Origin of the sequence: Aurantimonas sp. A3-2-R12 (assembly GCF_036016755.1) — a bacterium.
GTDB classification, from domain to species: domain Bacteria; phylum Pseudomonadota; class Alphaproteobacteria; order Rhizobiales; family Rhizobiaceae; genus Aurantimonas; species Aurantimonas coralicida_A.
In genome coordinates this window covers 32,382-55,789 of sequence record NZ_JAYXIH010000029.1, presented here as the reverse complement: position 1 = coordinate 55,789, position 23,408 = coordinate 32,382, and the positions used below count along the sequence as shown (strand labels likewise).

At 64.6% G+C, this 23,408-nt stretch carries 21 protein-coding genes; 8 read left to right on the top strand and 13 right to left on the bottom strand.

Going from position 1 to position 23,408, the window contains the following annotated elements; translation table 11 throughout:
• Window positions 1-272 precede the first annotated feature (272 nt).
• From VSX60_RS15235 to VSX60_RS15200, 8 genes are all read left to right on the top strand, one after another.
• The gene (locus VSX60_RS15235) at window positions 273-572 is read left to right on the top strand and encodes a virulence factor (protein WP_327625108.1); all 300 of its coding nucleotides are present in this window, start codon (window positions 273-275) and stop codon (window positions 570-572) included.
• Window positions 569-1,468 (top strand): methylenetetrahydrofolate reductase, encoded by a 900-nt coding sequence (locus tag VSX60_RS15230; RefSeq protein ID WP_327625107.1) that lies wholly within the window; start codon window positions 569-571, stop codon window positions 1,466-1,468. Before VSX60_RS15235 ends, VSX60_RS15230 begins: the two co-directional genes overlap by 4 nt.
• Window positions 1,469-1,520: 52 nt before the next feature.
• Window positions 1,521-2,474: a methyltetrahydrofolate cobalamin methyltransferase gene (locus VSX60_RS15225; RefSeq protein ID WP_327625106.1), complete on the top strand. Its 954-nt coding sequence runs from the start codon at window positions 1,521-1,523 to the stop codon at window positions 2,472-2,474.
• Window positions 2,475-2,649: 175 nt separating this feature from the next.
• Complete coding sequence (locus VSX60_RS15220; protein ID WP_327625105.1) at window positions 2,650-3,009, top strand: hypothetical protein; 360 nt, start codon at window positions 2,650-2,652, stop codon at window positions 3,007-3,009.
• 111 nt (window positions 3,010-3,120) lie between these two features.
• Window positions 3,121-5,190: an ASKHA domain-containing protein gene (locus tag VSX60_RS15215; RefSeq protein WP_327625104.1), complete on the top strand. Its 2,070-nt coding sequence runs from the start codon at window positions 3,121-3,123 to the stop codon at window positions 5,188-5,190.
• A 106-nt stretch (window positions 5,191-5,296) separates the two neighbouring features.
• On the top strand, window positions 5,297-5,665 hold the full coding sequence (locus tag VSX60_RS15210) for a DUF6481 family protein (RefSeq protein WP_327625103.1): 369 nt from the start codon (window positions 5,297-5,299) through the stop codon (window positions 5,663-5,665).
• A gap of 21 nt (window positions 5,666-5,686) precedes the next feature.
• The gene (locus tag VSX60_RS15205) at window positions 5,687-6,019 is read left to right on the top strand and encodes a hypothetical protein (protein ID WP_327625102.1); all 333 of its coding nucleotides are present in this window, start codon (window positions 5,687-5,689) and stop codon (window positions 6,017-6,019) included.
• Between the two features lie 232 nt (window positions 6,020-6,251).
• Window positions 6,252-7,247 (top strand): GlxA family transcriptional regulator, encoded by a 996-nt coding sequence (locus VSX60_RS15200; protein WP_327625101.1) that lies wholly within the window; start codon window positions 6,252-6,254, stop codon window positions 7,245-7,247.
• Window positions 7,248-7,273: 26 nt separating this feature from the next.
• Here VSX60_RS15200 and VSX60_RS15195 read toward each other — a convergent pair whose 3' ends face one another.
• From VSX60_RS15195 to VSX60_RS15135, 13 genes are all read right to left on the bottom strand, one after another.
• Window positions 7,274-8,170: a DUF1194 domain-containing protein gene (locus tag VSX60_RS15195; RefSeq protein ID WP_327625100.1), complete on the bottom strand. Its 897-nt coding sequence runs from the start codon at window positions 8,168-8,170 to the stop codon at window positions 7,274-7,276.
• A 110-nt stretch (window positions 8,171-8,280) separates the two neighbouring features.
• Complete coding sequence (locus tag VSX60_RS15190) at window positions 8,281-10,794, bottom strand: GcvT family protein (RefSeq protein ID WP_327625099.1); 2,514 nt, start codon at window positions 10,792-10,794, stop codon at window positions 8,281-8,283.
• Window positions 10,795-10,874: 80 nt separating this feature from the next.
• Window positions 10,875-12,095 carry a hypothetical protein gene (locus tag VSX60_RS15185; protein WP_327625098.1) on the bottom strand — a complete coding sequence of 407 codons (1,221 nt, stop codon included), beginning with the start codon at window positions 12,093-12,095 and terminating at the stop codon, window positions 10,875-10,877.
• A 64-nt stretch (window positions 12,096-12,159) separates the two neighbouring features.
• Complete coding sequence (locus tag VSX60_RS15180) at window positions 12,160-13,614, bottom strand: aspartate aminotransferase family protein (RefSeq protein WP_327625097.1); 1,455 nt, start codon at window positions 13,612-13,614, stop codon at window positions 12,160-12,162.
• Between the two features lie 17 nt (window positions 13,615-13,631).
• Complete coding sequence (locus VSX60_RS15175) at window positions 13,632-14,645, bottom strand: NAD-dependent epimerase/dehydratase family protein (protein ID WP_327625096.1); 1,014 nt, start codon at window positions 14,643-14,645, stop codon at window positions 13,632-13,634.
• Window positions 14,642-15,079: a transporter gene (locus tag VSX60_RS15170; protein ID WP_327625094.1), complete on the bottom strand. Its 438-nt coding sequence runs from the start codon at window positions 15,077-15,079 to the stop codon at window positions 14,642-14,644. The genes VSX60_RS15175 and VSX60_RS15170 overlap by 4 nt, the downstream gene beginning before the upstream one ends.
• 181 nt (window positions 15,080-15,260) lie before the next feature.
• Window positions 15,261-16,577: an FAD-binding oxidoreductase gene (locus VSX60_RS15165; protein WP_327625093.1), complete on the bottom strand. Its 1,317-nt coding sequence runs from the start codon at window positions 16,575-16,577 to the stop codon at window positions 15,261-15,263.
• The gene (locus tag VSX60_RS15160) at window positions 16,570-18,006 is read right to left on the bottom strand and encodes a UbiA family prenyltransferase (RefSeq protein WP_327625092.1); all 1,437 of its coding nucleotides are present in this window, start codon (window positions 18,004-18,006) and stop codon (window positions 16,570-16,572) included. Before VSX60_RS15160 ends, VSX60_RS15165 begins: the two co-directional genes overlap by 8 nt.
• 219 nt (window positions 18,007-18,225) lie before the next feature.
• Complete coding sequence (locus VSX60_RS15155; protein WP_327625091.1) at window positions 18,226-19,272, bottom strand: histone deacetylase family protein; 1,047 nt, start codon at window positions 19,270-19,272, stop codon at window positions 18,226-18,228.
• Window positions 19,273-19,404: 132 nt separating this feature from the next.
• Window positions 19,405-20,841 carry a coniferyl aldehyde dehydrogenase gene (locus tag VSX60_RS15150; RefSeq protein WP_327625089.1) on the bottom strand — a complete coding sequence of 479 codons (1,437 nt, stop codon included), beginning with the start codon at window positions 20,839-20,841 and terminating at the stop codon, window positions 19,405-19,407.
• A gap of 171 nt (window positions 20,842-21,012) precedes the next feature.
• Window positions 21,013-22,086, bottom strand: coding sequence for a DUF3618 domain-containing protein (locus tag VSX60_RS15145; RefSeq protein WP_327625087.1), 1,074 nt, complete (start codon window positions 22,084-22,086; stop codon window positions 21,013-21,015).
• A complete protein-coding gene (locus VSX60_RS15140; RefSeq protein WP_327625085.1) occupies window positions 22,083-22,478 on the bottom strand; it encodes a phage holin family protein in 396 nt (131 codons plus the stop codon). Before VSX60_RS15140 ends, VSX60_RS15145 begins: the two co-directional genes overlap by 4 nt.
• Window positions 22,468-23,193, bottom strand: a complete 726-nt coding sequence (locus VSX60_RS15135; protein ID WP_327625083.1) for a hypothetical protein — start codon at window positions 23,191-23,193, stop codon at window positions 22,468-22,470. Before VSX60_RS15135 ends, VSX60_RS15140 begins: the two co-directional genes overlap by 11 nt.
• Window positions 23,194-23,408 lie beyond the last annotated feature (215 nt).

Below are 23,408 nucleotides of genomic sequence, written 5' to 3'. Positions count from 1 at the left end.
GATCTCTGGCGTGCAGTCGGCAACATCTGCGACCTGTTCGAGCCCGAAGAATGTTGGAACTACCTCAAGGCCGCTGGCTATGTTGCAGATTAATCGCCTGACGCTCTAAGCAGCGGATGCGTCGATGCGGTCGAACGATCGCTCCCGATCCTCAAAAAATTCTCCAGATCGCCCGTCAGGCGCCGAATGTCGCAAAGCCGCCGCGCGTCGTCGCGTCCGGCATATCCTCCGACAGCGTCTCCCGGCACATTGCCGGGCGTGGGAGATGCGGCATGGCCGAAACGCAAATCGTCTATTGGCGGGATATTCCCGCCCAGGTGATCGTCCGCCAGGGACGCAAGGCGGCGCGTCGCGAATTGCCGATACGCTTCATCGAGGCGATCGACCGCTGCGCCATGCGCGTCGGCGCCCAGGATTCCGAGGCCTATCTCGCCGAATGGCGGCGCGAAAGCGCGGCCTGCGAAGCGGACGACCTCGAAGCCGAGGCCACGAACAGATTGTCCGAACTCGATCAACGCTACGACCGGGACCGCCTCGCGGCGCTGGTCGCAAACGAGGGGCGCGAGCCATGATACAGGATCTGCCGTTGCCGCGGCATCATATCCCCGCCTCGATCGAAGTCGCTCCCAAGCAGGCGCTGGATTCGCGCGAGCTGCCCGATCTGTTTCCCGCCGGAACCAAGGTCTATCTGACCGATGTCGGCGTCGACTCCGTCAAGGATTTCATCCGCGCGGTAAAACGAATTTCCGACCTCGGCTATGCGCCGGTCCCGCATATTCCGGCGCGCCGCATCCGCAGTCGCGACGAATTGGAGACCCGTATCCGGGCCTATGCCGAAGAGGCCGGCGTCGACGACATGCTGGTGATCGGTGGCGGCCTCGATCGTCCGGCCGGACCGTTCACCTCGACCATGGAGATTCTGGAGAGCGGCCTCTTCGACCGCTACGGAATCCGCGATGTCGGTGTCGCCGGCCATCCCGAGGGCTCGCCCGACTTCTCGGCCGCGACCGCCGAAGAGGCGTTGCGGCTCAAACGCGATTTCGGCGAGCGCACCGGGGCGCATATGCGCATCGTTACCCAGTTCGGTTTCGATGCGGACGAGTTCATCAACTGGTCGCTGGCCATCAAGGAAGCTGGCATCGGCCTGCCGATCCATTTGGGCGTCGCCGGACCCGCCAAGATCACCACGCTGATCAAATACGCCGCGATGTGCGGTGTCGGCAACTCCGTCGCCTTCCTGAAGAAACGGGCGTTGGCGCTGACCGCGCTCGCCACGACCCATTCGCCGGAAGCTGTGGTCGGGCCGATCGAGCGGCATTGGCAGGCGACGCTGGACTCGCCCGTCCGGCAGATTCATGTCTTTCCCTTCGGCGGTCTGGTGAAATCCGCCGAGTGGCTGACCGAACGCGCCTCCTGGCCAAACCAGGCCTCGTCCTTCAGCCGCGACATCAAGCGCCAGCACGGCTGAGCGCCAGCCGAACCGAATCCTCCTTCAGCCCCCTTCACCGGAAAGACCGCCCATGACCCGTACCGTCGTCGCCTCCGCCAAGAGGGAGATCGTGATCGGCTTCGACGAACCATTCTGCGTCATCGGCGAGCGGATCAATCCGACCGGGCGCAAGAAGCTCGCCGCCGAAATGGTCGCCGGCAATTTCGACACCGTCACCAGGGACGTGCTGGAACAGGTTGCCGCGGGCGCGACCATGCTCGACGTGAATGCCGGGGTCACCGCTGTCGACCCGAATGTCTCAGAGCCGCCGCTGCTGGTTCAGACCATCCGCCTCGTCCAAAGCCTCACCGATCTGCCGATCTCGATCGATTCCTCGGTGTCCTCCGCCATCCGGGCAGCGCTGGAGGTCGCCGAGGGGCGGCCCTTGGTCAATTCCGTCACCGGGGAGCTGGAAAAGCTCGAGGCGATCCTGCCCCTGATCAAGAAATACGACGTGCCGGTCGTCGCCATCTCCAACGACGAAACCGGCATTTCCGAAGATCCGGACGTGCGTTTTGAGGTGGCCAGGAAAATCGTCCGGCATGCCGCCGACTACGGCATCAAGCCGTGCGACATCGTCGTCGACCCGCTGGTCATGCCGATCGGCGCGATGGGCACGGCGGGCCGGCAGGTCTTCGCGCTGGTGCGTCGCCTGCGCGAGGAGCTCGGCGTAAACACCAGTTGCGGCGCCTCCAATATCTCGTTCGGCCTGCCGCACCGCCACGGCATCAACGCCGCCTTCTTGCCGATGGCGATTGCCGCCGGCATGACTTCGGCGATCATGAACCCCTGCCGGCCGCAGGAGATGGAGGCGGTTCGCGCCGCCAACGTTTTGATGGGCAACGATCCGTCCTGCGGAACCTGGATTCGCAGCTACCGCGATGTCCAGCCAGCCGCGACGATGGTCGCAGCCAGTTCCGCGGCCACGCCATCCGGCAGCGGCCGGCGGCGCGGCGGTCGGGAAGCCCGGATGGCGCAGTCCTGATGGAGGCCGGCGGCCCGGCTAGCACCGCGTCGACGGACACGGATCGTCCGCGACCGGCGCCATTCTTTTCGCAAGTGCGAAATAAACTTGGCCGCCGCTGCGACTGTTTGGTGTCGCCGAACGTTTCTCGCGGGACAGTCCCAACCGATGGGACACCCCGAAAGGAATTCGCTTGATGACCCGCCGCCGCCTGTCGCTTTCCGTTGCTCCCAAGAGCAGCTCCGAAATGTCGACGCTGATGATGCTGTCACCCTTCGTGATCGGCAACCGCATGATGCAATTCTGGATGTCGGCCGCTTCCCCGACGGCCACGGACCGCGATGAGATGTCGCGCATGGTCGGCGAGAAGATGCAAGCGGCGGGCGAATCGCTCGTCGCCATGAATATGGCCGCGATGGCAGCCGTCACCGAGGCCACGCTCGGCGCCGTAACGGGACGCGGCAGCCATTCCAACCATGGCGACGCGATCCTGTCCGCCGGCCTGAAACCCTATGCCAAGCGCGTGCGCGCCAATCGCAAGAGATTGTCGAAGTGACCCATGAGGCGCTTTGCAAAGCCGCGGCCGACAGCGCCCTCATCCTGAGGCGCGAGCGCAGCGAGCCTCGAAGGGCGAGGGCCAGCACGGTTCCAGGCTGATGGCGGCACGATGACCCAGCAAGATCCCCTCGTCCTGTTCATGCCGTCCGGCCAGCGCGGCCGCTTCGCGAAAGGCACGCTGGTCATCGAGGCGGCGCGTTCGCTCGGCGTCTATGTCGAGAGCGTCTGCGGGGGGCGCGGCATTTGCGGCCGCTGCCAGATCGAGGTCGCCGAGGGTATCTTCGCCAAGCACAAGATCACCTCGGCGGCCGATCACCTCTCGGCCTGGTCGGCCAAGGAAGAGCGCTATGCCGCCAAACGCGGCCTGAAGCCCGGCCGCCGGCTCTCCTGCTCCACCACAATCGAAGGCGACCTCGTAATCGACCTGCCGTCCGACATGGCGGTCAACGCGGCGGTGGTCCGCAAGGCGGTCGACACGCGCGAATTTCCGCGCGACCCGGCGATCAGGCTGCTTTACGTCGAGGTCGTCGAGCCCGACATGCACGCGCCGCTGGGCGATCTCGATCGCATTTTCGTGGCGCTGGAAAAGGATTGGGGCATCTCGGCGCCGATCGTCGATCCGGGGATTCTTCCCCATGTCCAGAAGACGCTGCGCGACGGCGCCTGGAAGGTCACCTGCGCAATCGCCCAGGATCGCGACGACGAACGCCCACGCCTGATGGGACTCTATTCCGGTCTCAAGAACGAGGCCTACGGCATCGCCGTCGATATCGGCTCGACGACGATCGCGCTGCATCTGTCGTCGCTCTTGTCGGGCGCGACCATTGCCTCGGCCGGCACGCCCAACCCGCAGATCCGCTTCGGCGAGGATCTGATGAGCCGCGTCTCCTATGTGATGATGAACCCCGGTGGCCGGCCGGAAATGACCAAGGCGGTGCGCGAGGCGATCCAGAGGCTGGTCGAGGAGGTCGCGACCGAAACCAACGTAGACACGGCCGACATCATGGATTGCGTCTTCGTCGGCAATCCGATCATGCATCATCTCTTCCTCGGCATCGATCCCACCGAACTCGGCCAGGCGCCCTTCGCGCTGGCCGTGTCGGGCGCTCTGGCCGTGCCGGCCAGCGACCTCGATCTCAGCCTGCATCCGGCGGCCCGCGCCTATCTCCTGCCCTGCATTGCCGGCCATGTCGGCGCGGACGCGGCGGCCGTCACGCTCTCGGAAGGCCCGCATCGCCAGGACGAGACGATGCTCGTCGTCGATGTCGGCACCAATGCCGAAATCGTGCTCGGCAACCGGCAGCGGCTTCTGGCCGCTTCCTCGCCGACCGGTCCGGCCTTCGAAGGCGCAGAAATTTCCTCCGGGCAGCGTGCCGCGCCGGGCGCCATCGAGCGCGTTCGCATTGATCCGGAGACGCTGGAGCCCCGCTTCAAGATCATCGGGGTGGATGGCTGGTCCGACGATCCGGGCTTTGCCGCCGCCGCGCAATCGACCGGCGTCACTGGCATTTGCGGCTCCGGTATCATCGAGGTGATCGCGGAAATGTTTCTCGCCGGCATCATCACCGAAGACGGAATCATCGACGGATCGCTTGCCGCCCGCTCGTCCCGCATTGTCCCGGAGGGGCGCACCTTCGCCTATGTCCTCCACGCAATGCCCGGACGGACGATCAGCATCCTGCAAACCGACGTGCGCGCCATCCAGCTCGCCAAGGCGGCGCTTTACGCCGGCATCAAGCTGCTGATCGACAAGTTCGGCGCTGCTGGTGAGTCCGGCACGATCGACCGCATCGCGCTGGCCGGCGCCTTCGGTTCCTTCATCGAGCCGAAATACGCCATGGTCCTGGGTCTGGTGCCCGATTGTAACGTGGAAAAATGTGGCTCGGTGGGCAATGCGGCAGGCGCCGGCGCGCGCATGGCGCTGTTGAACCGGTCCTATCGCCGCGAGATCGAGGCGGTGGTCAAGCGCATCCAGAAGGTCGAGACCGCGCTGGAGCCCGCCTTCCAGGATCATTTCGTCGCCGCCATGGCGTTTCCGAACAAGCGCGACGCCTATCCCGAACTGGTCAAGGTGCAGAGGCTGCCCAACCGCGATGCCGAGGGCCGGCCGATCCGGCGCTCCGGCGAAGCCGAAGGTGACGCGCCCCGGCGCCGTCGCGGCGGTCGCCCTCCCCGCTGAACCAGACCGTTGCGATTGACGCGGCGCCGCTGGCGGCTTATCCCCCAAGGCGTCGACGCCCGAAAAACGAGCGAGCGAACCCTTTTCCACGAATTACGATTGGTCCATGTCAGTTTTGAAACCCAAGGGTGCGGATTTCGTCGAACGCCGCACAGCCGCGCAAGAAGCGAAAGCCGCCCTTCTCGAAAAGATGAAGGCGAAGCAGAACGACCCCGCCGCCGAAGCCCGCCGCGCCGAGCGCGCCGCCATCGTCGCGGCTCGCGAGGAGCGTCAGGCCAAGAAGCGCGCCGAGGCCGAAGCCAAAGCCCGCGAGGCAGCCGCTCGCAAGGCCGAGAAGGAAGCCGAGCGCCTGGCCGCGGAAGAAGCCGCCAAGGCCGAGAAAAACCGGCCGATGGCGCAGATGGTCGCCGACGAAGCCGCCCGCAAGGCGGCCCGCGACGCCAAATACGCCGCTCGCAAGGCCCGCAAGAAGTAGAGTAGCGATGAGGCTTTTGCCATGACCCTGCTGGGAGCATTGTCGAATATCGCGGCAATCCTCACGGCGACGGTCGCGGTATGGGCTTTTGGTCGATACGTGTGGGAACGCCGTCAGAAGCGTCTGCGCCTCGAGCAGTATCAGCGCGACGAAAAGACGGCTGGCGGCGGTCAGGGCAAACGTACGCTCCTGCATCTCGTGGCTCATCTGGGAATGAGCGAATCCGAGCTCATGGACGCCGCCTTTCGCAGCAGATGTGTCAGGCGACGCCTCGGCGTCGATGCCCAAGGCCGCGCCGACCGACTGCTGCTCGAATATGACAGCGGCAATCCCGAAGACGATCTGCCGGGATAATCAGCCCACCGACAATTTGGCTATGCTCCGGCCTGAAAGTGAAAGACGTCGCTTGCGCGCGGAAACAATCCCGCGCAATCTCGCGCGATTCGACCGCGTGGTCGCAATGTCGTGGAAGCGAGACCATCGCCGGTCGCGTTAGGGTCGGAGGCATTTGCCGATGAGGATCGCGTCAGCCCCGACTGGTCAGCCGCGCTTTGGGAGCGGCCAAACGACCAGAATTGACGATACGATGAGCGAGGCCGCGCCCAAGCGGACCATCGTGTTTCTGCTCGTTCCGAATTTCTCCATGATCGCCTTCGCGACCGCGATCGAGCCGCTGCGGATCGCCAACCGCATCGTTGACCGCGAGATTTATCGCTGGCGCCTCGCCTCGACCGACGGCGCGCCGGTGCGCGCGTCGAACGGCGTCGAAGTGGCGGTGACAAGTTCCGTGGAGGCTGAGCGCCGGGCGCTGCCCGGCGAAAGACGGCCATCCATGGTCTTCGCCTGCTCCGGCGTATTGGTCGAGGATTTCTCCGACAAGGCGGCCTTCTCCTATCTGCGCGAGGCCCATCAGCGCGGCATCTCTGTCGGCGGCCTGTGCACCGCCGCCTGGATTCTCGCGCGGGCGGGTCTCCTCGCCGACCGCCGCTGCGCCATCCATTGGGAGAACATGCCGGGCTTTGCCGAAGCCTTCCCGCGCGCCGACGTCTATGCCGATCTCTTCGAGATCGACCACAACATCTACACTTGCGCCGGCGGCACGGCCTCACTCGACATGATGCTCGCCCTGATCGGCGAGGACCAAGGCGAGGACGTGGTCAACCGGGTCTGCGAGCAGGCGCTGACCGACAGAGTGCGCGGCCCGCAGGACCGGCAGCGACTGCCGCTGCGCGCGCGGCTCGGCGTTCAACATGCCAAGGTTCTGCGGGTGATCGAAATCATGGAAGCCAATCTCTCCGATCCGCTGTCGCTGGTCGAGATCGCCCGCGCCGTCGGCCTCTCCCGCCGGCAGGTCGAGCGTCTCTTCGACAAGGAGATGGGCCGCTCGCCAGCGCGTTACTATCTGGAGATTCGGCTCGATCGAGCCCGGCACCTGCTGATGCAATCGCAACTGCCGATCGTCGAGATCGCCGTCGCCAGCGGTTTCGTCTCCGCGTCGCATTTTTCCAAATGCTACCGCGAACTCTATTCGCGCTCGCCGCAGCAGGAACGGGCCGGACGCGCCGCGCCATCTCCGGCCTGATCGGGGGCGCCTCCCCCGGCCCTGCCCTACTGGAAATCCTCGATCCAACGTTGCTGGCGCTGTTGCCACAGCCGTTCGCCGATCAGACAGTCGGCGGCCGAGGCGTTCTGCGCTGGAATAACGGTTGCTGGGTCATTCGCTTGATCGTCGGGCCAGTTGCCGGCGAGTTCGAGCACCAGTTTACGGCGCACCGCCTCGGGAAACTGCGACCAATCGTTGACCGGGATGATGAAGGCCGAGGGTCCCCCGATCACACAGTTCGTATAATAGCGGTCGAGATCGGGGATCGAACTCCAGCCGAAGCCGCCGCCTGACGTCATCAGCGGCAGGCCGTTGATCGTGATGCCGCGGGCGACCGCCGCATCGCGCGCGGCGGTGACCATGCGCCCCTGATTGTTCGGTCCATCGCCGGAAATGTCGACGACACGCCGGCGACCATCGAAGCCGTTGCGATCGAACAGTGGCGCGATGAAATCGAGCGCGGATGCGATGGAGGTTCGCCGCTGGCGCTCCGGCTCCTCGCTTGCCAGACGATAGGCGAACGCTTCAGCGCTCGCCTTGGAATCGATCAGCGTCCACGGCACGAGGATCGATTGGGAGAACATCCCGGCCCACTCTATATAGGTAACCGCGACCCGGCCGTAGCCGCCTTCCATGATCGCTCGCTGGACCGGCTCGCTACGGAATGCCGCGGCATATCCTTCCCGCTGGATCTCCTGCTCGCCATGATCCATCGACCATGAGACATCGACCGCGAGGACGAGTTCGACGTCAACTTTCTGGCCTTCTTGTGGTGCCCGTTGGTCGTTTGTACCCAAGTCGCCAAGGCTACGCAGTTGCGCCGTCGCCGACGCAAAGCCATCTATCCCCGCGATGACCGCGAGGAGGAAGACAGCGACGAAGGCGACGAGTCGGCAGCGCATGACGAAATCGTCACGCCAATTGCGCCATCGCGCAAGACAAAAAATTGTCACGATCCGCCCGACCTGTGCACCTGCCGGACTATCCGGTCCGACCGCGAGAGTGCCTGTGCTTATCCGCGCAGCCGCTCATTGTTCGGATCGAACGGGCTCTCGCCGACCACGGTCGCGTCATGCAGCGTACCGAGGATCTTGATCTGGAGCCGCGTCCCCTCGCCCGCGTGTTCCGGCTTCAGCATGGCCAGCGCCAGGCTCTTGCCAACCCGCCAGCCGTAGCCGCCATTCGTCGCCCGGCCGACCAGTTCCCCGTCGGCGTAGATCGGCTCCGAGCCGCGCGCGTCCGCGTCGCCGACGTCATGGACTTCAAGCGTCGCGAACTGCCAGCGCAGACCGGCCTCGCGCGCCTTGACCACCGCGTCACGGCCGATGAAGTCGCCCTTGTTTGGATGAACGAATCTCTCAAGACCGGACTCGAACGCATTGTATTCGATGGAGAGTTCGCGCGGCAATTGGCGATAGGATTTTTCCAGCGCCATGCTGCCCATCGCCCGGATGCCGAAGGGCCGGATTCCGAACTCCGCGCCGGCCTCCAACAACATGTCGTAGAGCGCGTTCTGCATTTCGATCGGGTGGTGCAACTCCCAGCCAAGCTCGCCGACGAAATTGACCCGCAGCGCGTCGAGGCGAACCGGCCCGACCGAGATGCGTTGGCCGGTCAGCCAGGGAAACGCCGCGTTGGTGAGATCCGTGCGCGTCAGCTTGGCGAGAACATCGCGCGAGCGCGGCCCGGCGATCACCAGGACGCCGAGGCGTGTCGTGGCCGGATACATCTGAACGCTGCCGTCGTCCGGCAGCGCCTTTTGCAGGATGTCGTGGTCGATGGATTCATAACCGCCGCCGGATACGAGATAATAGCTCTGCTCACCGGCCTTGAAGACGGTGAACTCCGAGCGCACGCCGCCTGCCGGCGTCAGCAGATGGCACAGCGCGATGCGGCCCGTCTTTTTCGGGATGCGGTTGGCGAGAAGGCCGTCGAGCCAACTCGCGGCGCCCGGCCCGGTGACGACGGCCTTGGCGAAGGGCGTCATGTCGAGCAGGCCCACTCCCTCATGCACCGCCCTCACCTCGTCGCCGACCGGCTCGAAATAGTTCGAGCGGCGGAACGACCAGCGTTCGCGAATCCGACCGGTGTGATCGACCGGCGCGTGGTTGTGCTTCATCAGGACATCGGCGCCGACGTCGAGTTCGGCCTCCGGCACCGCGTAGCCGTCCGGCGCGAACCAGTTCGCCCGCTCCCAGCCATAGACCGACCCGAACACCGCGCCGAGCGCCTTCTGACGCTCATAGGAAGGCGAGGTCTTCAACGGCCGCGCGGCGGCGCGTTCCTCATCGGGGTAGTGGACGGAGAAGACGTTGGCATAGGCCTCCTCGTTCTTGGCGCGGAGATAGCCCTCGCCCGCGTAAGGTCCGAAACGGCGCGGATCGACGCCGATCATGTCGACGGTCGGTTCGCCGTCGACGATCCATTCGGCGATCTGCCAGCCGGCTCCGCCGGCCGCGGTGATGCCGAAGGAATGGCCCTCGTTGAGCCAGAAGTTCTTCAGGCCCGGCGCCGGGCCGACGATGGGCGAGCCGTCGGGCGTATAGGCGATGGCGCCGTTATAGACCTTCTTGATACCGACCTCGCCAAACGCCGGCACACGCGCGATCGCGGTCTCGATATGCGGCATCAGGCGGTCCAGATCCTCCTGGAACAGTTCGTACTCGCTCTCCTTGTCGGGTCCGTCGAGATAGCAGCAGGGCGCGCCGACCTCGTAGGGGCCGAGAATGAGGCCGCCGTTCTCCTCGCGCATGTACCAGGAGGAATCGCTCTCACGCAGGACTCCCATCTCCGGCAGGCCCTGGCGCTTGCGCTCGACGATGGCGGGATGCGGCTCGGTGACGATGTATTGGTGCTCGACCGGGATGACCGGCACGGCGAGCCCGACCATCGCGCCGGTCCGCCGGGCAAAGTTTCCGGTCGCCGAGATGACGTGTTCGGCGACGATCTCGCCCTTGTCGGTGGTGATCTTCCACTCGCCGGAGGCGAGTTGTTCGATGGCTGTGACGGCGGTGTTGCGGTGGATGGTGGCGCCGAAATCGCGGGCGCCCTTGGCCAGCGCCTGGGTCAGGTCCGCCGGCTGGATATAGCCGTCTTCGGGATGCTGTAGCGCTCCGAGGATGCCATCGGTCTCGCAGAGCGGCCAGACTTCCTTCAACTCGTCGGGGCTGAGCAGTTTCACCGGCACGCCGAGCGTCTCGGCAACCCCGGCATAATACATATACTCGTCCCAGCGGTCCTTGGTGCGGGCGAGACGGATGTTGCTCACATTGGAGAAGCCGACATTCATGCCGGTCTCCTCCTGAAGCTCGCGGTAGAAGCGCACCGAATATTTGTGCAGCTGGCCAACCGAATAGCTCATATTGAACAGCGGCAGGAGCCCGGCCGCGTGCCAGGTCGAGCCCGAGGTCAATTCCTTGCGTTCGATCAGGACGCTGTCGGTCCAGCCCTTTTTCGCCAGGTGATAGAGCGTCGAGACCCCGACCACCCCGCCGCCGATCACCACCGCGCACGCCCGTGAATTCATGCCTGCCGCTCCGAGCTTAACCCTCACCGGCGGACACACCGCCTCTCGGGACCAACCCTAGCGGAATGCTCCGGGCGGTTTCAGCCTCTTTGCGACATCCGCGATGCCGCGCGCGGCGGGGGCAACTCTGACAGGCGCGGTTTCCACGCTTCGAGCAGGATGATCGCGAAGGCCGCAACGAACATGAAGTAGACCCGATCGTCCGGCAGCGGGAAGGTGACGAACTTGCCGAGGAAGCACAGGACGATCGCCGTCAGCATCATGGCAGCGCGGCGCTCCGGCGCACGGCCGTTGAGGACGAGCATCAGCCATCCCAAGAGCAGCAAAGCCATGATCGCCGGCCAGTTGTTCATACGCAATGCGACGCTGATCCCGCGCACGACGCCGCGCAGATAGTCGATGACGCTGAACGCCGGCGAAAAACCCGTCATGTCGTTTTGCAGCGCCACGTTGGAAAAATAGAAATGCGGCCACCAGCCGGGGTGGCCCGCGGCTTGCGCGATCAGCGGATAGGCGACGACCGCCACGGCGAAGGCGGCAAGTGCCGGCAGCCGCGCGTAGCCGAAGGCCAGGGCCGCCAGCAGCAGCGCGAACAGGAAGATGATCCCGTCCGGTCGCACGAGGTACATGGCGACGAGAAACGGTACCGAGGCCCAGGGCCGATTCTTGACCATGAGATAGATGCCGACCAGTCCGAACGCAGCCATGTACATGTCCGGTGTCGCCAGCAGACCCATGTCGAAATAGCCGGCCAGCAGCAGGATCGGAGCAAGCAGCAGGCCGGATTCGGAAAATCCATGCCGAACCATCCAGAACAGGAGGACGAGACCGACGGCAAGGGCGGAAAGGGAACTGACCAGGATCGTGGCAAAAACCGGATCGATGACGCGATCGAGCAAGCGGATCGTCTGCAGATAGCCGATCTTCACCCGGTACATCGGCAGTTGCGAGACGAAGTGGTCGGGGTTCTGCCACAGGTCGGCATTGTAGGCGTTGCCTTCGCTCAGTTCGTACCACTGCCCCTCGGACGCCCGCGCCTTGATGCCGGCCCAGGCCTCGCGGTGAAGTTCGACCGGATCACTGATGCGGTCCTCAAGCGAGACTGCGATGTAGGGTGCCATGTCCCAATTGTATTCGGGCTTGACCAGCGCGAAGACGGCCGTGGCCAGCACGACCAGCGCGAACACCGCGATTGCCGCGGCCCCGACGACGCGCGGCGACAGCATGGCGCGCAATCTCGAGCCGAGATGGCGCACGGGTTGCCAATCGACCGGCGTCGCGATGTTCTCGGCAAGGCTCATGGCTCAATCCCTCGCGGGTGCTGAAACGAAGATGGCGACGCCGCGCGAGCGCGGCGTCGGCTGGTCAGGTCATTTGCGACTTGATGAAGTCCTTGACGATCGCGACGATGCCGCGTGCCAGCAGCGCATCGAGCGCGTCGCAGAACTGGTCGACATGCTCCTCGCCGCAAATCAGCGGTGGCTCCAGCCGGATGACGTTGCGGTTGTATTCGGTGAAGGCGACCAGCACATCGTAGTCGCGCAGGAGCAATGCTCCGATGAAGCCCGACAGCGAGCCTTTGAGCTTTTCGTCGAGGATCGCCACCATCGGACGCAGTGCCAGCGGCAACGTGCGCGAAAAATCATGGAACTCCAGGCCGACCATCAACCCCTGGCCCCGCACGTCCTTGATGATCGAGGGGTAACGCGACTTGATCTCCTTGAGGCGGGCCAGCAGATGCGCCCCGACCTCGTCGGCATTGCCGATCAAATCGTCATCGTAGAGGACATTGAGGCCCTCGATCGCGGTGACGCAGGCTTCGCCGATGCCGCCGAAGGTGGCCTGGGCGTGGATCATCGCCGTCTTCGGCGAACCATAGGCCTTCATATAGACCTCGCGCCTGGCGATCATCGCGCCCACCGCCGCCTTGCCGGCGCCGAGCGACTTGGCAAGGGCGGTGACGTCCGGCACCACGCCGTGATGCTCGAAGGCGTAGAAGCGACCGGTGCGCCCGTAGCCACACTGTACCTCGTCGGCGACCCACAGGACGTTGTGCTTGTCGCACAGCGCCCGCACGCCCTGCCAATAGGCGGTCGGGGCGCCGATGATGCCGCCGCCACCCTGCACCGTTTCCAGTACGACGACGCCGATGTCGGGATCGCTGCGAATGGCGTTGGTCAGCGCCTCGAGATCGCCGAACGGGACTTTGCAGGTGTTGCCGACCAGCTTGAACTCACCCTGGTAGAGCGGCGAATCCGTCAGCGAGAGGACGCCCTTGGTCTTGCCGTGGAAGGAATTCTCGGCATGGACGACTTTGCAGTTCTTGCGGCCCGAGGCGCGCTCGGCGACCTTGATCGCCGCCTCCATCGCTTCCGACCCGGACGAGCCGAGGAACACCATGTCGAGGTCGCCGGGCGAACAGGCGGCGAGGTTCTTGGCGAGCGCCGCCGCATATTGAGAGAGAAACGCGATCGCGATCTCGTGGCGCTTTTCGTTCTGGAAGCGCTGCCGCGCCGCCAGAATGCGCGGATGGTTGTGACCGAAGGCGAGCGAGCCGAAACCGCCGAAGAAATCGAGGATCTTCCGGCCGTTCTGGTCGATGTAATACATCCCCTCGGCGCTTTCGACCTTCACCTTGTTGAAGCCGAGCAGTTTCATGAAATGGAACTGGCCGGGATTGATGTGATCCTTGAAGAGGTCGGCCATCGTCTGCACGTCGAGCGCCTTGGCCTCTTCGACGGTCATGAGATCGGGTTTGGCCGGTCCGCGCCGAAAATTATCGTCGAGCGCGGGAGCGGTGACCGTGGGGCGATCGAGCATATCGGCTCTCCTGGTTCTTATTCGGCGGCTTGGGTGAAAGCGGTGGAAGCGGTCTGACGGCCCTCGAACTTGGCCCGGTATTCCGAATAGGCGGCGATGAGCATGTCCTCGTCGCGATATTGCGGAATCCAGCCGAGATCGCGCTCGCCCTTCGACACGTCGAGGACGCAGAGCTCGTCGGCGATGAGATACTGTTCCGGATCCATCAACGGCACGTTCAACAGGTCGAGCAGGTCGAGCGTCCGCTTGACCGCAAAGCCTGGCGTCGGCACGAGAAGAGACTTCGAGCCGGCGTGCTTGACCAGATCGCCGAGCAGACGCCGAACTGGCGGCGGGTTGAGCGAACCGAGATTGTAGGCCTCGTTGGGCACGCCGGCCTTCCAGGCCAGTCGCGCCGCTTCGGCGCAGTCGAACACCGAGATGAACTGATAGGGATTCTTGCCCGATCCGATCATCGGCACCGGCAGGTTGCGGTCGATCAGCTTGAACAGCTTTTCCAGAATGCCGAGCCGGCCCGGCCCGATGATCAGCCGCGGGCGGAACAGGGTAATATTCATGCCGCGCCCGCGCCATTCAGCCGCCAGATACTCGGTATCGAGCTTCGACTGGCCGTATTCGCCGAGCGGGACAACCGGATGCTCCTCGGTCATCGGGTGGGTGACCGTGTGGCCGTAGATCATGTCGGTGGTGAAATGCACGAGGTTCGGCGCGTCGGCGGCGTGCATGGCCTCGATGATGTGCTTGGTGCCGAAGAAGTTTACCGGATAGAAAAAGTCGTAGCGCTTGGCCCGCGGCATGATCGGCGACAGCATCTTGGCCGACAGATTGTAGACCATGTCGTCGGTGCCGATCGGCACGCGCCGGACCGCCTCCGGATCTGTCACATCGATCGCAATGAAGGTGCAGTGGCGATAGTGCGCCAGGTCGCTCTTGTTGATGTCGGCGACGACGACCTCTTCGCCGTCCTGCACGAGCTTTTCGGCCAGGTGACGGCCGACGAAACCGTCGCCGCCGAACAGGATATGCTTCATCGGGAAACCTCGTGTGCGGAGTCTGTGGAAAGTGCGGCGATGTCGTCCTCGCCGTGGATCTTGGAGCCGCCCTGGGCGATGAACACCGTGCCGAGGCAGATCAGGGCGATGCCGCCGACGCGCATGGCGTTGAGGTCTTCGCGAAAGACGAAATAAGCGAAGACGGCCACCACAACATAGGCGAGCGACAGGAACGGATAGGCATAGGACAGCTCGACCTTGGACAGGACGAAGAGATGCGAGGCCATCGATATGACGAAGGTGCAAAGCCCGAGGAAGACCCAGGGGCTGAAGACGATCTGCAGGATCTTGATCACCGGATTGACGCCGGCGAACGATAGGGTGCCGAGCTGGATCATGCCGTATTTCAGCATCACCTGCGCCGCGGCGTTGGTGAACACCGTGAACAGGATAAAGGGAAGAAACTTCGCCATCGATGCCGCCTTCTCGGAATGAGCCACGTCTTCAACGCCGCCGCTAGAATGCTTCATAGTATAAATCTGTGAGATATGGGTTAAACTGGCTTGAATCAGGCGTATTTTGTGGAAATTCGCGATTTTTACGGTAAATATTTTATTGATACTGTCGGTGTAATTTTATATTTTTGTTGACCGGTCAGCCGTCCCCTAGGGCAGCTCGCCTCCAGAAGTCCGAAACCATCGCTTGATCGCGGAGCGCTTCGAGTTCGCGCCAACGGGGAAAGCCGGCCGCGAAGGTTTCCGGCGACATGCGCGCGTCCTTATAGGGATTGACAGCGCCGCCGGCGTCGACGGTGATCCGGTCGAGCTCCGCCAACAGACGCAGCGTTCGCTCGCCGCGATGGGGAAAGTCGAGGGTGAGCGTGTAGCCTGCGCGCGGAAAGCTGATCAGCCCAGGACTGACCTGCTCGCCGAAGCGCTTGAGCACCGTGAGGAACGAGCCGTGATCGTGGCGACGGGCGCATTCGATCAGCGCACGGACGGCGTCGCGGCCTGTATCCGGCGGCACGACACTCTGGTGCTGATGCAGCCCGCCCGGACCATAAAGCCGGTTCCACCCGCCGATCCGGTCAAGTGGATAGAAGAACTGATCGAACGGTACGATCTGCTCGGTCGTCCCCTTCCCGGCCTTGCGGAAATAGGCTTCGTTGAAAGCGCGCAGAGCCAGCCCCCGAAGCGGACTGAACGGTGGCGTGAACGGGACGCCCGCCAACGGTCCGCGGGCGATCCCGGTCATATCACCCTCCGCCGCATGGTTGCCGGCGATCAAATGACCGCGGCCGAGCGAGGCGCCGCTGGCGAGCGAGTCGATCCAGGCGACGGCGTATTCGTGCCGCCTGTCGGCGTCCTCGGCGATCTCGAAATAGTCGTCCAGTCGATCGAAGCGCGTCGTCGTCTGGACGATCGACAGCGAAGGAACCTTGAGCAACCGGATCGTCGCGCGCCGGATCAGGCCGGTCAGGCCCATGCCGGAGATGGTCGCGGCGAACAGGCGCGGGTTGCTGGTCTTGCTGCACACGATGCGACCGTCGTCCGAGCGATCGAGATCGAAGGCCTCCACCCATTGGCCGAATGTGCCCCGGCGATGGTGGTTCTTGCCGTGAATGTCGTTGGCGATGGCGCCGCCGAGGGTGACGAACTGCGTTCCCGGCGTCACCGGCAGGAACCAACCTTGCGGCGCCACATGCCTGGTAATCTCGCACAGCAGCACGCCGGCATCGGCCGTCAGCAGGCCGGCGATCGGGTCGAAGGACTGGATGCGGCTCGCCGGGCGGCTGTCGATCAGCGTTCCGCGATCATTATGGCAGCTGTCACCATAAGACCGACCGTTGCCGAACGGCAGGAAGCCCCCGCCGTCGCCGCGGGCCGGAAGGCCCGGCAATTTCGCCGCGTCGACGGCAAGGCGCTTTGTCGGCCGCAGCCTGCCCCAGCTTTCGTAAGCGACATCAGACATAGGCGGCGGCCAGGAACATGATCGCGCCGAGCCCGATCATCAACTGACTGCGCCAATCCCGCAGGATGAAGACGACCGGGTCCTCGTGCATCTCATCGCGGCGGGCAAGAATCCAGATCCGCACGATGATGTAGAGAACCAGCGGACAGAGCGCCCAGGCCAGATAGGGCTCGGTGAATTGCCGCCGGACCTCCGCGCTGTCCACATAAAGCGCCAGGACCAGGACGGAGGCGAAGCCGGATGCGAGACCGGCCTGAGCCAGCGTTTCCAGATCGGCATCGACGTAGCCGCGGCCAGTTTTGGAGCGGTGCGCGCCGGAGCCGAAATCCTGAAGCTCGGTGAAGCGCTTCACCAAAGCGAGCGACAGGAAGAAGAACAGGGAAAAGGCCAGAAGCCAGAACGACGCCTCGACGCCCGAGGCTTCCGATCCGGCGATGATACGAAGCGTATAGAGCCCCGCCAAGACCAGGACATCGATCAGCAACATGCGCTTGATGAACAGTGAATAGGCGGTCGTCGTCACCAGATAGATGCCCAGGACGGCGAGAAAATGCTCCGGCAAAATCCAGGCGATCGCCAACGACGTGACCAACAGCCCCGCCGCCAGCTTCAGTCCGGTGGGGATCGGCAACGCCCCGCTGGCGAACGGCCGGTGCCGCTTGGACTTGTGCTTGCGGTCGGCGGTGAGATCGACGAGGTCGTTGCCGATATAGACTGCCGACGCTGCAAGCGAGAAGCTGACGAAGGCCAGGATAGCCCCGGCCAACATCTGCAGATTGAAGAATTCCTGCGACAGGGCCATCGGAACGAAGATCAAAAGGTTCTTCATCCACTGATGCGGGCGCAGCGCCTTGATAGCGGGCCTCAGCCAGCCGCCGTCTTCGTCGATGCGATGCGCGCCGCTGCGCTTCTGCCAGCGATCGGCCGCCCGATCGGGCGCGACCACGGTCGCTTCATCCGCCTTGTCGAGCAGGCAGATATCTTCATGGGAATTGCCGAGGTAATCGAAGCGGCCCTCGCCGCACTCGCTCATGATGCGGTCGAGCTTGCGTTCCGCCGTGAGATTGATCGTCGCGTCGGAGGCCATGACCGCGTCGAACACCCCCAGATGGTCGGCGACCGCATGGGCGAGCTTTTCGTTCGCGCCGGTCGCCAAAACAATGCGCCGGCCCTCCGCCCGCGCCTGACGAAGTTGCGCGACGACATCTTCACGATAGGGAAGCAGTGCCGCGTCGAAATCCACCGCTGCGGCAAGTTCGGCCTTGAGACGCGCCTTGCCGGCGGCCAACCAGCGCGGGAGGCGATAAAGGATCTGCGGCCTTTGACGTAGCGCGAGAAAGAGGGTTTCCCAAAGCAGATCGCTGCGGATCAGCGTTCCGTCGAGATCGACGAAGATCGTATTGTCCGTCTGCGGTGCTCTGGCGTCCAACGATCCAGCCCTCCTGCCGCGCCACGCGGACAAGATGCGCGACGTTCACGGGACCGTTATGCGCGGCCGCGGTTTCAACGCGGTGAATTCTTGGGGATGCGCCGCCAGTTACCAAGAAGAACTTGCGAAGACGGTAAACAACAATTCAAGGCCATACCGCAGAGGCAAGCCGCGTTTGATGCCCCCGTCGCGGCCCAGCCTAACGGCTGCCGCGATCGGTTATGCCGCTACAAACGCCGCCACGAAGGCAGGCGCCGCCTCGGCCACCGCCGCGAGCGAGTAGCCGCCCTCCTGGACGATCACGGAAGGCAGCTTCAGGCGACCAAGGACGGAGCCGATCGCCGGATAGGCGTCCGTCGAGACATCCAGCTTCGACAGCGGGTCGTCGCGATGGGCGTCCCAGCCGGCGGAGATGACCAGCGCCTGCGCCCCGAACCGGTCCGCCGCCTCGGCCATGCGCTCGACCGCCGCGACGAAAGCCGCATCGCCGGCGCCGAACGGCAATGGCAGGTTCAGGTTGAAGCCCTCGCCGGGTCCCTCGCCGTGCTCGTCCGCATAGCCGAAGAAATGCGGATAATAGGCCGACGGGTCGGTGTGGACAGAGCCGACGAAGACATCGTCGCGGGCGTAGAAGATCGCCTGGGTACCATCGCCATGATGGGTATCGAAGTCGAGGATCGCGACCTTGGCGTAGCGTTGCCGCAGCTCCTGCGCGGCGATCGCCGCGTTGTTGAAGAAGCAGAACCCGTTCGCCCGGTCCGGATAGGCGTGGTGGCCGGGCGGCCGGCACAGCGCATAGGCGGCGGACTCCCCATCGGCGACAGCCCGGGCGGCTGCGACCGCGCTCCTCGCCGATGCCAGCGCGGCGTCGAAACTTCGCGCGGTCATCGCGCAGGACAGATCGCCGATATACCAGCCGGTCTGTCCCAGGATGCCCGTGGTCCTCGGTGCTGGCCGCGCTCCCAGCCGGGTGGCGCCCGAGAAATAGGGATGCACGTTGGGCAGGACTTCCGGCCCGGCATTCGGCAGCGCCTGAAATCGCGCGAAGGCGCCTTCGAGGAAGCTCACATAGTGATCCGCGTGAACGGCAAGCACCGGATCGAGACCGCAATCGCCCGGCGCCTCCGCCTCGGTCCCGAGGGTGCGCAACGAGACGATCAGCGTCTCGCCGCGTTCGGGGTTTTCGAGCGGGCGCACCAGCCGCCCGTGAACGCCGTACTGGGTCGGCTTGTGGCCAAGCTGATCGGGGGTGAAGAACAGGCGCATGGGGCGAATCCGGGATTTGCGGTGAGACCTAATACCAAGCTACGACAGATTGAAAATCTCGAAGCGAGCAGGCGCGGGTCCTTACCGTACAGAAACCCGAGTGCCCATCGCGCGGATCAGGATGTCGGAACGTCAGCGCCGGCTCAACAGCCGTGACGCCATCCCGGCGAGTTTCCCCCAAGGGGGGCCGAGACGTTCGAACACGTTGAAAGCGCCGACCTTGTAAACCGATCGGACGTGGCTCAGGCGGCGAAACCCGTCAAAGCCATGATAGGCGCCCATCCCACTCGTCCCGACACCCCCGAAGGGTAGGCTGTCCTGTGCAACATGCAGCAGCGTGCCGTTGAGCGTCACCCCGCCCGACATCGTACCGTCGAGCACCTTCGCCTGCGCGGATTTGTCGTCGCTGAAACAGTAGAGTGCCAATGGGCGATCCCGTGCGGCAACGTAGCGGATGGCGTCGTCCAGGCTGTCGTAGCCGACGATCGGCAACACAGGACCGAAGATCTCCTCTGTCATCAGCAGGCTCTCCGGCGCCGCGCCGAAGACCACGGTGGGACCAATCTTGCGGCCGGAATCCGCGCCGGTGTCCTCGTGCGACAGCACGGTGGCGCCCTCGGAGCGGACTGTCTCGACGGCATCGCGAAGCCGTTGGTAATGCCGGTCGCCGATGATCGCCGAATAGTCGTCATTGCCCGCGATCGCCGGATAGGCGCGGCGCGCCGAGGCCATGACGGCCTCCGCGAAGGCAGCGATCTTGTCGTTCGGGACAAGCGCATAGTCGGGCGCGATGCAGGTTTGTCCGGCGTTGAGGAACTTGCCGAAGGCGATGCTGCTGGCGGCCTTGTCGAGCGGATAGTCCGGGCAGACGATCGCGGGCGACTTGCCGCCGAGTTCGAGTGTCACCGGCGTCAGGTTTTCCGCCGCCGCCTGCATGACCTTTCGTCCGACGGCGGTGGAGCCGGTGAACAGGAGGTGATCGAAGGGCAGGCTCGAAAAGCGCTGCGCCGCCTCGACGCCGCCGATCACCACGGCGACTTGCTCGGGGTAGAAACGTTCGGCGATAAGGCGCTGCAAAAGATCGGCAAAGCGCGGCGCCAGTTCCGACGGCTTCACCATGACGCGATTGCCCGCCGCCAGAGCGTCGACGAGCGGCGATAGGGCCAGCAGCAGGGGATAATTCCATGGCGCGATAATGCCGACGACACCCAGCGGCTCATGCCGCACCCAGGCGCTGGCCGGTTGGAACGCCAGATCGACATGCCGACGCTGCAGCTTCATCCAGCCGGCGAGCTTGCGTCGGGCATACCGAATGGCCCCCAGGGTGGGAACGACCTCGAGCATGTCGGTTTCGTCGCGCGACCGATTGCCGAAATCCTGCGAAATCGCTTCTGCGATCGCGGACCGGTTGTCCGTCACCATGCCGCGCAGACGACCCAACGACTCCTGCCGCGCCTCCAAATCCGGGGCCGCTATCCGCCGGGATGCCTGACGCTGACGTTGGAATACAGCGTCCAAGTCACGGTCGGGAACGGCCCCGTCGGCGGTTGCTTCGGCATCCTGTGACATGGCGGGTCCAGCGTGTTCCGGTCGCGGTTGCTCCCGGTTTTATAACGGGAAAGGCAAAGCGCCAACCGCTACCATAGACCGGCGGCCCTGTGCACAAGACGCGACCGGCCACGTCGCAAGGACGTGGCCGGTATCGGCATCAGCAGCCTTCTTGGCAGCCCGATATAGCGATCAGGACAGGCCTTCCTTCTTCGCTTCGCTCTTGGCTGCGTCAGCCGCGGCCTTGGCGATGCCGGAGGCTTTCTCGGCCAATGTCTCACCGGCAGCGCCGCCTTTCGGCATCAGGCCCTTCTTGTCGGCCTCATTGCTGGCAGCCTCGTAGGCCTTCTCCGCGACATGTCCGGCACGCTCGACCGTGTCCTGGCCGTAGGCATAGGCCTCGTCCCGCATTTTGTCGCGGGCCGAGCCCATCAGCTCGTCCTCTCGGCGTGTCGAGGGAAGCGCAGCACCCACTGCAGCGCCGAGCGCAAGGGCAACGCCGCCCATGATCAGCGGCTCCTCGTAGAGCGTATCGAGGAAGGTGCGCCGCGCGCTGCGACCGGCACGGTAGATGCCGCGACCTGCTTCGCGGGCGCGCCGGGCCGCGGCTTCCTCAGCCCTCCAGGCGGCCTCGGACGCATCATGGCCAAGCCGAGCGGCCGTATCGCGAGCCGAACTGGCGGCATCGGAGATAGACGAGCCGGCGCGGCTCGCGGCATCGGAGACGCTTGCGCCCGCGCTGGACGCCGCCGCTTTGGCCTTATCCGTCATGCCCGGACCGTCCGATCCACTGGTGCCACTGCCTCCTACGGATGGCCGCGAAGCTCCCCCGGTAACCGGATAGGGATTCGGTCGAGGCGAGCCCGATGACGTCCCCCGCGACAATGGCTCCGACGTGCCCGCACGGTAGCCGCCGGCCGGCTGCGAACCGCCCGAAAATGCCCCGTCGAAGCGTTCGTCGTAGTCTCGGTCGTCGCGCCATTGATCGTAGCGCCCCTTCAAATGGCGACCCTCGGCTCGGGCACTATCACCGGTAAACAGCCAGGCGATGCCAGCGCCGATCAGGCCAAGGGCCAGCGGATTGTCGCGCACCTGGCGCCCCAAATTCCGCGCCATGTCGGAACCCTGTCCTTCCTTCAGATAGCTCGACACCTCGTCGACAATCTGGCCGACCGAGAATCGGTCGCGCAATTCGTCGAGGGTCGAATCCACCCGCGAGCGGTGGCTTTCGGCTTCGTGTTCCAATCGATCGGTATCGTTGCTCATCGGGTCTGCTCCTTCACGAGCTGGCCATCCTTGCGCAGCTGGCGGGCCGTGCGGTCAGGCGTAAGATTAGCGGGGCTGAGGTCATTCCGCCCCTTGAAGAGTAGCGCCACGCCGATACCGGCGATGACCACGCCAACGAGCAGCGCGGCCCAGGCATCGCCCATGAACGAGCCGAGCGCGACGATGAGGGCTTGCGCGAGGACGAAGAGCGCCACGAGCAGGCAAATCGCCCCGGCTGCGATCGAGCCGCCACCGATTTCCACCTGGGTGATCTTGTCGGATATTTCCGAGCGGATCAGCTCTCCCTCGGTCTTGAAGAGATCGGTGGTTTCGCGCAGCAGATCCGACAGCAGTTCAGGCACGGACCGGTTGTCTCTGGGTTCAACGGCCATGATTGCCTCCGCTGGTGTTGGTGGATGTCGTGCCGGACGGCGTCCGGGTCTGCGTGCCGCCGAGCGGTGCGGTGCTGGAAGAGACGCCGGCCGAAGACGAGGCCGTCACGCCGGAAGCTCCGACCGACGCGGCGGAGGCGGACGGTGACGGGCGCGCGCCCATTGTACCGGCCGGACGTACAGCAGTGGGAACCGGCCGCCCGACCGGACCCCGGTCGTTCGCGCCGCGATCGTCGTCATGCTCATGTTCGCTGGAGGCCCGGGCAAACCGTCCCAGAGCGACCCCAGCTAAAGCGGCGCCAACCAGAAAAGCCGTCGGCTGACGTCGGGCAAAGCCGGCGACAGAGCGGGTGAGATCCTGGACACTACGCCCATGCAGGGAGCGCGACGCATCCTCAAGACCGGAGGCGACTTCGCGGACGACCTTCGCGGCCATCGACTGATCGCGACCGCCGAGTTCGTCGGAGGCCTTGCGCACGGCGGCGGCGAAATCGTCCATGCTCCCGGCCACGGCTTCCTTGCCTTGGTCGGCGCTCTCGCTCGCCCGCTGCTTGGCTTTCTCGGCAAGGTCGGACGCCTCGTCGCGAATACTTTGGCCGGCTTTCGCTGCCTCGTCCCGCACCGATCGCGTCTCCCGATCGATCGCGTCCGCTGCGCGGTTCTTGTCGTCTTCCGCCTTGGCGGGTAGCGACGGTTTGTTGATATCGGATGTCATTGGGAGATCCTTATGCAAGCCCGAGGAGGGAGAGGATGACGAGGACCACGACGATCAACCCGACAAGATAGATGATGCTGTTCATGACAACGGTGTTTCCTTCCTGAGGGGCGGCCGCGAAGGCGGCGTCAAGCCTTTACGTGCCCGTGTTCCAGTCATGTGGCGATAAGCTTGATAACCACGTTTCGGTTCCATGATCCGTGGCTGGCTTCGGA